A 14,097-nucleotide genomic window follows, 5' to 3' on the forward strand; every position below is an offset into this window, starting at 1 on the left:
GCTCCGGGAATTAATGGCGGAAGTGACGCATGTCGGTGAAGATCATCGCAATACCGTGTTCATCGGCAGCGGCAATCACTTCGTCATCACGAATGGAACCGCCAGGCTGGATCACACAGGTGATACCTACTGCTGCGGCAGCATCGATACCGTCACGGAACGGGAAGAAGGCGTCAGACGCCATGGCGGAGCCTTTCACTTCCAGACCTTCATCACCTGCTTTAATCCCGGCAATTTTTGCAGAGTAGACACGGCTCATCTGGCCCGCACCTATCCCGATGGTCATGTTCTCTTTCGCGTAGACAATGGCGTTGGATTTCACGAATTTCGCCACTTTCCAGCAGAACAGCGCGTCACGCAGTTCCTGCTCGGTTGGTTGACGTTTGGTCACCACGCGCAGGTCGGCTTCTGTCACCATACCCAGGTCGCGGTCCTGAACCAGCAGACCGCCGTTCACGCGTTTGAAGTCCAGGCCTGGTACACGCTCAGCCCACTGGCCGCAAACCAGCACGCGCACGTTCTGTTTTGCAGCGGTGATTTTCAGCGCTTCTTCGGATGCGGATGGCGCGATGATCACTTCGACAAACTGACGGGAGATGATGGCCTGTGCCGTTTCAGCATCCAGCTCGCGGTTGAAGGCGATAATACCGCCGAACGCGGAGGTCGGGTCGGTTTTGTAGGCGCGATCGTAGGCATCCAGAATAGAACTACTTACCGCGACGCCGCATGGGTTGGCGTGCTTGACGATAACGCAGGCAGGCTCACTGAACTCTTTCACACATTCCAGCGCAGCATCGGTGTCAGCGATGTTGTTATAGGAAAGCGCTTTGCCCTGAACCTGTTGAGCGGTAGCAACCGAGGCTTCTTTGACCTCTTCTTCTATATAGAAGGCTGCCTGCTGGTGGCTGTTCTCACCATAACGCATATCCTGCTTCTTAATGAAGTTCAGGTTCAGGGTGCGCGGGAAGCGGCCTGAAGGATCTTTGCTTTCACCGTGGTAAGCCGGCACCAGGCTACCGAAGTAGTTGGCGATCATGCTGTCGTATGCAGCGGTGTGTTCGAATGCTTTGATGGCGAGATCGAAACGCGTTTGCAGAGTCAGTGACCCTTCGTTGGCATCCATCTCATTAATAATGGTGTTGTAGTCGCTGCTCTTCACCACGATAGCCACATCTTTATGGTTCTTGGCAGCGGAGCGCACCATGGTCGGGCCGCCGATATCAATATTCTCTACGGCATCTTCCAGCGAGCAGCCTTCGCGGGCAACAGTCTGAGCGAACGGATAGAGGTTAACGACGACCATGTCGATTGGTGCGATATCATGTTTTTCCATAATGGCGTCGTCCTGACCGCGGCGCCCAAGAATTCCGCCGTGGACTTTCGGATGCAGGGTTTTGACGCGTCCATCCATCATTTCCGGGAAACCGGTGTAATCGGACACTTCGGTTACCGGCAGACCTTTATCTGCTAACAGGCGAGCGGTACCGCCTGTGGAAAGCAGCTCCACACCACGTGCAGAAAGTGCCTGAGCGAATTCGACGATACCGGCTTTATCAGAAACACTGAGCAGAGCGCGGCGGACTGGACGACGTTGTTGCATGGTAAATCCCCTGGATTTCACGATTACAGAGAGCGTTAGATGAATTTTCCAGCGAAAAACTCATCTAACACACCTGACAGGGCATCCTTGTTAAGCGCGAGCATTTTAACGAAAACGTTTGCGCAACGCTCGCACATTTTCACTTTTTCGTATCATTGTGGATAAGTCTGTGTGTAAATGGGTATAAAGCGGGGTTTTGCTGGGGAATGCAGCAGTCAGTCATTTTTTTGCAACTTTTCGGTTGCGGCCTGCGGAGAACTCCCTATAATGCGCCTCCATCGACACGGCGGATGTGAATCACTTCACAAACAACCCGGTCGGTTGAAGAGAAAAAATCCTGAAATAACGGGTTGACTCTGAAAGAGGAAAGCGTAATATACGCCACCTCGCAACGGTGAGCTGAAAGCCGCGTTGCAACTGCTCTTTAACAATTTATCAGACAATCTGTGTGGGCACTCAAAGTGACATGGATTCTTAACGTCCTCGGACGAAAAATGAATACCAAGTCTCAACGAGTGAACACGTAATTCATTACGAAGTTTAATTCATTGAGCATCAAACTTTTAAATTGAAGAGTTTGATCATGGCTCAGATTGAACGCTGGCGGCAGGCCTAACACATGCAAGTCGAGCGGTAGCACAGAGAGCTTGCTCTCGGGTGACGAGCGGCGGACGGGTGAGTAATGTCTGGGAAACTGCCTGATGGAGGGGGATAACTACTGGAAACGGTAGCTAATACCGCATAACGTCGCAAGACCAAAGAGGGGGACCTTCGGGCCTCTTGCCATCAGATGTGCCCAGATGGGATTAGCTAGTAGGTGGGGTAACGGCTCACCTAGGCGACGATCCCTAGCTGGTCTGAGAGGATGACCAGCCACACTGGAACTGAGACACGGTCCAGACTCCTACGGGAGGCAGCAGTGGGGAATATTGCACAATGGGCGCAAGCCTGATGCAGCCATGCCGCGTGTATGAAGAAGGCCTTCGGGTTGTAAAGTACTTTCAGCGGGGAGGAAGGTGCTGAGGTTAATAACCTCAGCAATTGACGTTACCCGCAGAAGAAGCACCGGCTAACTCCGTGCCAGCAGCCGCGGTAATACGGAGGGTGCAAGCGTTAATCGGAATTACTGGGCGTAAAGCGCACGCAGGCGGTCTGTCAAGTCGGATGTGAAATCCCCGGGCTCAACCGGGAACTGCATTCGAAACTGGCAGGCTAGAGTCTTGTAGAGGGGGTAGAATTCAGTGTAGCGGTGAAATGCGTAGAGATCTGGAGGAATACCGGTGGCGAAGGCGGCCCCGGACAAAGACTGACGCTCAGGTGCGAAAGCGTGGGGAGCAAACAGGATTAGATACCCGGTAGTCCACGCCGTAAACGATGTCGACTTGGAGGTTGTGCCCTTGAGGCGTGGCGGAGCTAACGCGTTAAGTCGACCGCACCCGGGAGTACGGCCGCAAGGTTAAAACTCAAATGAATTGACGGGGGCCCGCACAAGCGGTGGAGCATGTGGTTTAATTCGATGCAACGCGAAGAACCTTACCTACTCTTGACATCCAGAGAACTTTCCAGAGATGGATTGGTGCCTTCGGGAACTCTGAGACAGGTGCTGCATGGCTGTCGTCAGCTCGTGTTGTGAAATGTTGGGTTAAGTCCCGCAACGAGCGCAACCCTTATCCTTTGTTGCCAGCGGTCCGGCCGGGAACTCAAAGGAGACTGCCAGTGATAAACTGGAGGAAGGTGGGGATGACGTCAAGTCATCATGGCCCTTACGAGTAGGGCTACACACGTGCTACAATGGCGCATACAAAGAGAAGCGACCTCGCGAGAGCAAGCGGACCTCATAAAGTGCGTCGTAGTCCGGATTGGAGTCTGCAACTCGACTCCATGAAGTCGGAATCGCTAGTAATCGTAGATCAGAATGCTACGGTGAATACGTTCCCGGGCCTTGTACACACCGCCCGTCACACCATGGGAGTGGGTTGCAAAAGAAGTAGGTAGCTTAACCTTCGGGAGGGCGCTTACCACTTTGTGATTCATGACTGGGGTGAAGTCGTAACAAGGTAACCGTAGGGGAACCTGCGGTTGGATCACCTCCTTACCTTAAAGAACCTGCCTTTGTAGTGCTCACACAGATTGTCTGATGAAAAGTAAATAGCAAGGCGTCTTGCGATTGAGACTTATACGTCCCCTTCGTCTAGAGGCCCAGGACACCGCCCTTTCACGGCGGTAACAGGGGTTCGAATCCCCTAGGGGACGCCACTTGCTGGTTCGTGAGTGAAAGTCACCTGCCGTCATATCTCAAAACTGACTTGCGAGTCATGTTTGAGATATTTGCTCTTTAAAAATCTGGATCAAGCTGAAAATTGAAACGACACACATGTTATGTGTGTTCGAGTCTCTCAAATTTTCGCAAGTCGATGATGAATCGAAAGAAACATCTTCGGGTTGTGAGGTTAAGCGACTAAGCGTACACGGTGGATGCCCGGCAGTCAGAGGCGATGAAGGACGTGCTAATCTGCGAAAAGCGCCGGCGAGGTGATATGAACCTTTGACCCGGCGATGTCCGAATGGGGAAACCCAGTGCAATTCGTTGCACTATCGTTAACTGAATACATAGGTTAACGAGGCGAACCGGGGAACTGAAACATCTAAGTACCCCGAGGAAAAGAAATCAACCGAGATTCCCCCAGTAGCGGCGAGCGAACGGGGAGCAGCCCAGAGTCTGAATCAGCTTGTGTGTTAGTGGAACGGTCTGGAAAGTCCGACGGTACAGGGTGATAGTCCCGTACACGAAAATGCACAGGCTGTGAACTCGAAGAGTAGGGCGGGACACGTGGTATCCTGTCTGAATATGGGGGGACCATCCTCCAAGGCTAAATACTCCTGACTGACCGATAGTGAACCAGTACCGTGAGGGAAAGGCGAAAAGAACCCCGGCGAGGGGAGTGAAAAAGAACCTGAAACCGTGTACGTACAAGCAGTGGGAGCACCTTCGTGGTGTGACTGCGTACCTTTTGTATAATGGGTCAGCGACTTATATTCTGTAGCAAGGTTAACCGTATAGGGGAGCCGAAGGGAAACCGAGTCTTAACTGGGCGTTAAGTTGCAGGGTATAGACCCGAAACCCGGTGATCTAGCCATGGGCAGGTTGAAGGTTGGGTAACACTAACTGGAGGACCGAACCGACTAATGTTGAAAAATTAGCGGATGACTTGTGGCTGGGGGTGAAAGGCCAATCAAACCGGGAGATAGCTGGTTCTCCCCGAAAGCTATTTAGGTAGCGCCTCGTGAACTCATCTTCGGGGGTAGAGCACTGTTTCGGCTAGGGGCCATCCCGGCTTACCAACCCGATGCAAACTACGAATACCGAAGAATGTTATCACGGGAGACACACGGCGGGTGCTAACGTCCGTCGTGAAGAGGGAAACAACCCAGACCGCCAGCTAAGGTCCCAAAGTCATGGTTAAGTGGGAAACGATGTGGGAAGGCACAGACAGCCAGGATGTTGGCTTAGAAGCAGCCATCATTTAAAGAAAGCGTAATAGCTCACTGGTCGAGTCGGCCTGCGCGGAAGATGTAACGGGGCTAAACCATGCACCGAAGCTGCGGCAGCGACACTATGTGTTGTTGGGTAGGGGAGCGTTCTGTAAGCCGTTGAAGGTGTCCTGTGAGGGGTGCTGGAGGTATCAGAAGTGCGAATGCTGACATAAGTAACGATAATGCGGGTGAAAAGCCCGCACGCCGGAAGACCAAGGGTTCCTGTCCAACGTTAATCGGGGCAGGGTGAGTCGACCCCTAAGGCGAGGCCGAAAGGCGTAGTCGATGGGAAACAGGTTAATATTCCTGTACTTGGTGTTACTGCGAAGGGGGGACGGAGAAGGCTATGTTAGCCGGGCGACGGTTGTCCCGGTTTAAGCATGTAGGCGGAGGTTCGGGAAATCCGGTACCTTATTAACGCTGAGGTGTGATGACGAGGCACTACGGTGCTGAAGTAACAAATGCCCTGCTTCCAGGAAAAGCCTCTAAGCATCAGGTAACATCAAATCGTACCCCAAACCGACACAGGTGGTCAGGTAGAGAATACCAAGGCGCTTGAGAGAACTCGGGTGAAGGAACTAGGCAAAATGGTGCCGTAACTTCGGGAGAAGGCACGCTGATATGTAGGTGAAGCCCCTGCGGGTGGAGCTGAAATCAGTCGAAGATACCAGCTGGCTGCAACTGTTTATTAAAAACACAGCACTGTGCAAACACGAAAGTGGACGTATACGGTGTGACGCCTGCCCGGTGCCGGAAGGTTAATTGATGGGGTTAGCGGCAACGCGAAGCTCTTGATCGAAGCCCCGGTAAACGGCGGCCGTAACTATAACGGTCCTAAGGTAGCGAAATTCCTTGTCGGGTAAGTTCCGACCTGCACGAATGGCGTAATGATGGCCAGGCTGTCTCCACCCGAGACTCAGTGAAATTGAACTCGCTGTGAAGATGCAGTGTACCCGCGGCAAGACGGAAAGACCCCGTGAACCTTTACTATAGCTTGACACTGAACACTGGTCCTTGATGTGTAGGATAGGTGGGAGGCTTTGAAGCGTGGACGCCAGTCTGCGTGGAGCCGCCCTTGAAATACCACCCTTTAATGGCTGGTGTTCTAACGTAGACCCGTAATCCGGGTTGCGGACAGTGTCTGGTGGGTAGTTTGACTGGGGCGGTCTCCTCCCAAAGAGTAACGGAGGAGCACGAAGGTTAGCTAATCTGGTCGGACATCAGGAGGTTAGTGCAATGGCATAAGCTAGCTTGACTGCGAGAGTGACGGCTCGAGCAGGTGCGAAAGCAGGTCATAGTGATCCGGTGGTTCTGAATGGAAGGGCCATCGCTCAACGGATAAAAGGTACTCCGGGGATAACAGGCTGATACCGCCCAAGAGTTCATATCGACGGCGGTGTTTGGCACCTCGATGTCGGCTCATCACATCCTGGGGCTGAAGTAGGTCCCAAGGGTATGGCTGTTCGCCATTTAAAGTGGTACGCGAGCTGGGTTTAGAACGTCGTGAGACAGTTCGGTCCCTATCTGCCGTGGGCGCTGGAGAATTGAGGGGGGCTGCTCCTAGTACGAGAGGACCGGAGTGGACGCATCACTGGTGTTCGGGTTGTCATGCCAATGGCATTGCCCGGTAGCTAAATGCGGAAGAGATAAGTGCTGAAAGCATCTAAGCACGAAACTTGCCCCGAGATGAGTTCTCCCTGACTCCTTGAGAGTCCTGAAGGAACGTTGAAGACTACGACGTTGATAGGTCGGGTGTGTAAGCGCAGCGATGCGTTGAGCTAACCGATACTAATGAACCGTGAGGCTTAACCTTACAACGCCGAAGCTGTTTCGGCGAAGAGAGACAGAAGATTTTCAGCCTTGATACAGATTTAACAGAATTTGCCCTGGCGGCTTTAGCGCGGTGGTCCCACCTGACCCCATGCCGAACTCAGAAGTGAAACGCCGTAGCGCCGATGGTAGTGTGGGGTCTCCCCATGTGAGAGTAGGGAACTGCCGGGCATCAAACAAAAAACCCCGTACCGTAAGGTGCGGGGTTTTTTGCTTTGGATCTTACACATTCCCTCCTTGAAACTTTCTCACCTTTCACTTGCAGACTCGACATTCAGATCATTTCTGGTTATCGTTAGCTGTCTGGATGTCTAAACGTTTATACGTATGCTGTGAGGATATAAGGTTATGCCGATTCGGGTGCAGGACGAGCTACCAGCCGTCAATTTCTTACGTGAAGAAAATGTCTTTGTCATGACGGCTTCACGCGCTACAGGTCAGGAAATTCGCCCGCTGAAGGTGCTTATTCTCAATCTGATGCCAAAAAAGATCGAAACAGAAAACCAGTTTCTTCGTCTGCTTTCGAACTCCCCGCTTCAGGTTGATATCCAGCTGCTACGAATTGATGCCCGTGAGTCGCGAAATACACCTTCTGAGCATCTGAACAATTTCTACTGTAACTTCGATGACATCCGCGATGAAAACTTCGATGGACTGATTGTAACGGGAGCACCACTGGGCCTGGTTGAATTCAATGATGTTGCCTACTGGCCGCAGATAAAACAGGTGCTGGAGTGGGCAAAAGATCACGTCACCTCCACGCTTTTTGTCTGTTGGGCGGTCCAGGCGGCACTGAATATCCTGTATGGCATTCCAAAGCAAACCCGCACTGAAAAGCTCTCTGGCGTATATGAACATCATATTCTGCATCCACACGCATTACTGACGCGCGGATTTGATGACACTTTCCTTGCCCCACACTCTCGCTATGCCGATTTCCCGGCACAACTGATCCGCGATTACACCGATCTGGAGATCCTGGCTGAAACGGAAGATGGTGATGCCTACCTGTTTGCCAGCAAAGATAAGCGTATTGCTTTTGTCACTGGGCATCCCGAGTATGACCCAAACACCCTCGCGGCTGAGTTTTTCCGTGACGTCGAAGCGGGTCTGAATCCGGATGTTCCGTACAACTATTTCCCGAAAAACGATCCGCAAAACAAACCGAGAGCAACCTGGCGCAGCCACGGGAATTTGCTGTTTACGAACTGGCTCAACTATTACGTCTACCAAATCACACCATACGATCTGCGTCACATGAATCCGACGCTGGAGTAATCTTCTGCACTAAACGATCCTAAAGCGTTTCAGCTATTCAGATCAGGCACCTTCGGGTGCCTTTTTTATTTCCGAAATGCCACTCACCACTCAATAAAACTTTAATTTCAATTAAATCAATAAATTGAATCTAAAATTAAATTAAAATGGAAATTGTTTTTGATTTTGGAAAAAATATAGATAGTCTTAATTCTGCTGAGCGAAAACTACACAACGATCTTTCGTTCGCATTGGGGATGTGAATTTGGATCTTTGATGAGGAGCAGAGTGATGACTCAACAGGCAACGACGGTCGATGAACTGGCCTTTACCCAGCCGTATGGCGAGCAAGAACAGCAAGTTTTGACGGCGGAAGCGGTAGAATTCCTGACTGAACTGGTAACGCGCTTTACGCCACAGCGTAATAAGCTGCTGGCAGCGCGCATTCATCAGCAGCAGGAAATTGACGATGGCAAGTTGCCTGGTTTTATTTCGGAAACCGCTTCCATTCGCCGTGGCGAGTGGAAAATCCGTGGCATTCCTGAAGATTTGCAGGATCGCCGGGTTGAGATCACGGGGCCGGTAGAGCGCAAAATGGTGATCAACGCCATGAACGCGAACGTTAAAGTCTTTATGGCTGATTTTGAAGATTCTCTGGCACCGGACTGGCGTAAGGTCATTGAGGGGCAGATCAATCTGCGCGACGCCGTGAACGGCACCATCAGCTATACCAACGAAGCCGGCAAAATTTACCAGCTCAAACCGAACCCGGCGGTGCTGATATGCCGCGTACGCGGGCTGCACCTGCCTGAAAAACACGTCACCTGGCGTGGGGAAGCCATTCCGGGCAGCCTGTTTGATTTCGCGCTCTATTTCTTCCACAACCACAAAAACCTGCTGACAAAAGGTAGCGGCCCTTACTTCTATCTGCCGAAAACACAATCCTGGCAGGAAGCGGCCTGGTGGAGTGAGGTGTTTAGTTATGCGGAAGATCGATTCAACCTGCCGCGCGGCACCATCAAAGCCACGCTGCTTATTGAAACGCTGCCTGCCGTGTTCCAGATGAATGAAATTCTGCATGCCCTGCGCGATCACATTGTCGGCCTGAACTGCGGGCGCTGGGACTACATTTTCAGCTACATCAAGACCCTGAAGAATTATCCCGATCGCGTACTGCCGGATCGTCAGGTTGTCACCATGGATAAACCGTTCCTGAGCGCCTACTCGCGTCTGCTGATCAAAACCTGCCACAAGCGTGGTGCCTTTGCGATGGGCGGCATGGCCGCGTTTATTCCAAGCAAAGATGCGGAGCGTAATAGCCAGGTACTCAACAAGGTGAAAGCCGATAAAGAACTTGAAGCACGTAATGGTCATGACGGGACGTGGATTGCACACCCGGGCCTGGCCGATACCGCGATGGAGGTATTCAACCGCGTGCTTGGCGACAATAAAAACCAGCTGTTTGTCACCCGCGAAGAGGATGCGCCAACAGCCGAAGAGCAACTGCTGGCACCGTGTGCGGGTGAACGCACCGAAGAGGGCATGCGTGCCAATATTCGCGTCGCCGTGCAATACATCGAAGCGTGGATCTCCGGCAACGGCTGTGTGCCTATCTACGGCCTGATGGAAGATGCCGCGACGGCGGAGATCTCCCGTACCTCCATCTGGCAGTGGATCCACCATCAAAAAACGCTCAGCAACGGTAAGCCGGTAACCAAATCCCTGTTCCGCCAGATGCTGGCCGAAGAGATGCGGGTGATCCAGGACGAGCTGGGCGAACACCGCTTCAGCAGTGGACGTTTTGACGACGCTGCGCGCCTGATGGAGCAAATCACCACATCAGATGACTTAATCGACTTCCTGACCCTGCCGGGCTACCGCTTCCTGGCGTAACTCACCACATAACAATATGGAGCATCTGCACATGAAAACCCGTACCCAACAAATCGAAGAATTAAAGAAAGAGTGGACACAACCTCGCTGGGAAGGCATCCGCCGTCCGTACAGCGCGGAGGAAGTGGTGAAATTACGCGGCTCGGTCAATCCGGAATGCACGCTGGCGCAAAATGGCGCGGCGAAAATGTGGAAGCTGCTGCACGGTGGTTCCAAAAAAGGTTACATCAACAGCCTTGGCGCGCTGACGGGCGGTCAGGCACTGCAGCAGGCAAAGGCGGGGATAGAAGCCATTTACCTGTCCGGCTGGCAGGTCGCGGCGGACGCTAACCTGGCCTCCAGCATGTACCCGGATCAGTCGCTCTATCCGGCTAACTCCGTACCGTCGGTCGTGGATCGGATCAACAACACCTTCCGCCGTGCGGATCAGATCCAGTGGGCGGCAGGCATTGAGCCAAACGATCCGCGCTTTATTGATTACTTCCTGCCGATAGTTGCGGATGCGGAAGCGGGTTTCGGTGGCGTGCTGAACGCCTTCGAGCTGATGAAATCGATGATTGAGGCCGGTGCAGCGGCCGTTCACTTCGAAGACCAGCTGGCGTCAGTGAAGAAATGCGGACATATGGGCGGCAAAGTGCTGGTCCCGACCCAGGAGGCGATTCAGAAACTGGTTGCGGCGCGTCTGGCTGCTGACGTGCTCGGCGTGCCGACATTGGTCATTGCCCGTACGGATGCGGATGCCGCTGACCTGATTACCTCAGATTGCGACCCGTACGACAGCGAGTTCATTACCGGTGAACGTACCAGCGAAGGGTTCTATCGTACCCATGCCGGTATTGAGCAGGCGATAAGCCGTGGTCTGGCGTACGCTCCTTATGCGGACCTGGTCTGGTGCGAAACCTCCACGCCGGATCTGGCTCTGGCAAAACGCTTTGCCGATGCCATTCATGCGAAGTACCCGGGCAAACTGCTGGCCTACAACTGCTCACCGTCCTTCAACTGGCAGAAAAAACTGGACGACAAGACAATCGCCAGCTTCCAGCAGCAGCTGTCCGACATGGGCTACAAATACCAGTTCATTACTTTGGCAGGCATCCACAGCATGTGGTTCAACATGTTCGACCTGGCGCACGCCTATGCGCAGGGTGAGGGCATGAAGCACTACGTTGAGAAGGTGCAGCAGCCGGAATTTGCCGCGGGTAAAGATGGCTACACCTTCGTGTCTCACCAGCAGGAGGTGGGAACTGGCTACTTTGATAATGTGACCACGATTATTCAGGGCGGCACCTCCTCCGTCACCGCCTTAACGGGATCAACCGAAGAAGCACAGTTCTAAACTTTTCCCCCTCTCCCCCCTCGGGGAGAGGGTTGGGGTGAGGGGGGATATATGTCGCGTGGTCTGGAATTACTGATTGCCCAAACTATTTTGCAGGGCTTCGATGCCCAGTATGGCCGTTTTCTGGAAGTGACCTCCGGCGCGCAACAGCGCTTCGAACATGCAGACTGGCATGCGGTTCAGCAGGCCATGAAGCAGCGTATCCATCTCTACGACCACCATGTGGGTCTGGTGGTGGAGCAGTTGCGCTGTATCACCGACGGTAAAAGTCCAGACGCGGAATTTTTACTGCGCGTGAAAGAGCACTACACCCGTTTGTTACCCGATTACCCGCGCTTCGAGATTGCGGAGAGCTTCTTTAACTCCGTCTATTGTCGGTTATTTGACCACCGCTCATTATCTCCTGAGCGGTTATTTATTTTCAGCTCCCAGCCCGAGCGGCGTTTTCGTACTATTCCTCGTCCGCTGGCGAAAGATTTCTTTCCCGATCGCGGGTGGGAAAAGCTCCTGCACCGCGTGTTAACAGACTTGCCGCTGCGTTTACCCTGGGAGAATAAAACCCGGGATATCGGCTATATCCACGCGCATCTCACTGAAACCTTCGGCGAGGACGTTCTTGGGCACAGCCATTTGCAGGTCGCCAATGAACTGTTCTATCGCAATAAAGCCGCCTGGTTGGTGGGCAAACTGGTTACGCCGGCAGCCATCGTGCCGTTTCTGTTACCGATCCACCGCACCGACGACGGCGAACTGTTTGTCGATACCTGTCTGACCACCAGCGCCGAAGCCAGCATTGTGTTTGGCTTCGCCCGTTCCTACTTTATGGTCTACGCGCCGTTACCTGCCGCGCTCGTGGAATGGTTGCGCGAGATCCTGCCGGGCAAAACCACCGCCGAGCTGTATATGGCGATTGGCTGTCAGAAGCACGCCAAAACGGAAAGCTATCGGGAGTATTTGCGCTATGTCACCACGGCGGATGAACAGTTTATCGAAGCACCGGGCATTCGCGGTATGGTGATGCTGGTCTTCACCCTGCCGGGTTTTGACCGCGTCTTTAAGGTGATTAAAGATAAATTCGCGCCGCAGAAAGAGATGACGGCTGCACATGTCCGCGCCTGCTACCAGCTGGTTAAAGAGCACGACCGTGTTGGACGCATGGCCGATACCCAGGAATTCGAAAACTTTGTGCTGGATAAGCAGCAGATCGATCCAGCACTCATGGCGCTTTTAATGCAGGAAGTACCCGGCAAAATCACCGATATTGGTGACAAAATTGTGATTAGCCATCTCTACATTGAACGCCGTATGGTGCCCCTGAACATCTGGCTGGAGCAGTCCGAAGGTCAGGCGCTTCGCGATGCCATTGAAGAGTATGGCAATGCGATTCGCCAGCTTGCTGCCGCCAATATCTTCCCGGGGGATATGCTGTTTAAAAACTTTGGCGTCACCCGTCACGGACGCGTCGTGTTCTACGATTACGATGAAATTTGTTACATGACCGAGGTGAATTTCCGCGACATCCCGCAGCCCCGCTATCCGGAAGATGAACTCTCCGGTGAGCCGTGGTACAGCGTCTCGCCGGGTGATGTATTTCCTGAGGAGTTCCGCCACTGGCTGTGCGCTGACCCGCGAATTGGGCCATTATTCGCAGAGATGCACGACGATCTGTTCCACGCCAGCTACTGGCGTGGATTGCAAACGCGAATTAAGAATGGGCATGTGGAAGATGTGTATGCCTATCGACGTAAGCAGCGGTTTTGCGTGCGGTTTAACGAATCCCACCATACGCCAGCGTCACCTCTTTCGCTGCCTTAATCACCAGCGCGCCCAGCTCAGTCACGCGATCATCCGTCATGCGTGAAATCGGCCCGGAGATGGAGATGGCGGCAAACGGCTCGCGGTGTTCGTCAAAGATACAGGCTGCAATGCAACGCAGGCCCAGAGCATGTTCCTCGTCATCAAACGAATAGCCGCGTTTGCGGGTCAGGGCCAGATCCTCTTTAAGATGCACCGGCGAAACCAGCGTTGCGTGGGTGTAGGCGTGCAACCCTTTACGGTGCAATAACCCCGTCACCTGCTCTTCGCTCAGTTGCGACAGAAACGCTTTCCCCGCCCCGGAGGCGTGCATAGGGAGCTTGCCGCCAATGGGGGCCGACATACGCATCAGCTGCGTACACTGTACCTGGTCGATGATGATCGCCTGATGGTCGCTCTGGTCGAGTACCGCCAGGTTTACCGTCTCGCCGGAATCTTCCATTAGCTTGCGCAGAATAGGGTGCACAATGGCCAGCAAGTTACGGCTTTGCAGGAAGCTACTGCCGACGATAAACGCATGTGCGCCTACAGCCCAGTGTCCCAGCTCACCGACCTGACGGACAAAGCCCAACTGCTGCATGGTGGTCAGCAGTCGATGCGTTGTGGAGTTAGGCAGGCCAGCCTGCTGAGCCAGCTCCGTCAGGGCCACGCTATTGTGCGACTCGGCTATCCACTCCAGCAGCTTCAAACCGCGCGTGAGCGATTGAACCTGTCCGCCCTGTTGTGCGGCGGTGGTAGCAGCAGGTTTTCTGCCGCGTTTAGCGGGAACGGTCGCGACCATGACGATCTCCTTTTTCTGTATCGTGGAAATCATTTTCGTTTTATTTGGTGA

Annotated in this window: 6 protein-coding genes, 1 tRNA gene and 3 rRNA genes; 8 read left to right on the forward strand and 2 right to left on the reverse strand. The window is 53.3% G+C overall.

Annotated elements, in window-relative coordinates; genetic code table 11:
- Positions 1-10: 10 nt before the first annotated feature.
- Positions 11-1,600 (reverse strand): bifunctional phosphoribosylaminoimidazolecarboxamide formyltransferase/IMP cyclohydrolase, encoded by a 1,590-nt coding sequence (purH, locus tag ACJ9Y9_RS01205; protein ID WP_028018460.1) that lies wholly within the window; start codon positions 1,598-1,600, stop codon positions 11-13.
- A 565-nt stretch (positions 1,601-2,165) separates the two neighbouring features.
- On the opposite strand from purH, the gene ACJ9Y9_RS01210 reads away from it, so the two are divergent.
- The 8 genes from ACJ9Y9_RS01210 to aceK all read left to right on the forward strand — a co-directional run bounded on the left by ACJ9Y9_RS01210 (position 2,166) and on the right by aceK (position 13,265).
- A 16S ribosomal RNA gene (locus ACJ9Y9_RS01210) occupies positions 2,166-3,695 on the forward strand.
- A gap of 85 nt (positions 3,696-3,780) precedes the next feature.
- Positions 3,781-3,856 (forward strand) — tRNA-Glu (locus ACJ9Y9_RS01215).
- Between the two features lie 192 nt (positions 3,857-4,048).
- Positions 4,049-6,947, forward strand: a 23S ribosomal RNA gene (locus ACJ9Y9_RS01220).
- 72 nt (positions 6,948-7,019) lie between these two features.
- A 5S ribosomal RNA gene (rrf, locus tag ACJ9Y9_RS01225) occupies positions 7,020-7,135 on the forward strand.
- The 16S, 23S and 5S rRNA genes sit together here with 1 tRNA gene alongside, the layout of an rRNA operon.
- A 177-nt stretch (positions 7,136-7,312) precedes the next feature.
- Positions 7,313-8,242, forward strand: coding sequence for a homoserine O-succinyltransferase (gene metA, locus ACJ9Y9_RS01230; protein WP_028017990.1), 930 nt, complete (start codon positions 7,313-7,315; stop codon positions 8,240-8,242).
- A 270-nt stretch (positions 8,243-8,512) separates the two neighbouring features.
- Complete coding sequence (aceB, locus tag ACJ9Y9_RS01235) at positions 8,513-10,114, forward strand: malate synthase A (RefSeq protein WP_028017989.1); 1,602 nt, start codon at positions 8,513-8,515, stop codon at positions 10,112-10,114.
- A 31-nt stretch (positions 10,115-10,145) separates the two neighbouring features.
- A complete protein-coding gene (aceA, locus tag ACJ9Y9_RS01240; RefSeq protein ID WP_028017988.1) occupies positions 10,146-11,450 on the forward strand; it encodes an isocitrate lyase in 1,305 nt (434 codons plus the stop codon).
- A gap of 51 nt (positions 11,451-11,501) precedes the next feature.
- A complete protein-coding gene (gene aceK / locus ACJ9Y9_RS01245; RefSeq protein ID WP_028017987.1) occupies positions 11,502-13,265 on the forward strand; it encodes a bifunctional isocitrate dehydrogenase kinase/phosphatase in 1,764 nt (587 codons plus the stop codon).
- On the opposite strand, the gene iclR is transcribed toward aceK, so the two are convergent.
- On the reverse strand, positions 13,219-14,046 hold the full coding sequence (iclR, locus tag ACJ9Y9_RS01250; protein ID WP_075204663.1) for a glyoxylate bypass operon transcriptional repressor IclR: 828 nt from the start codon (positions 14,044-14,046) through the stop codon (positions 13,219-13,221). The two genes, aceK and iclR, sit on opposite strands and share 47 nt — an antisense overlap.
- Positions 14,047-14,097 lie beyond the last annotated feature (51 nt).

The organism is Enterobacter sp. CPE_E1241, from assembly GCF_045618265.1.
GTDB classification, from domain to species: Bacteria; Pseudomonadota; Gammaproteobacteria; order Enterobacterales; family Enterobacteriaceae; genus Enterobacter; species Enterobacter adelaidei.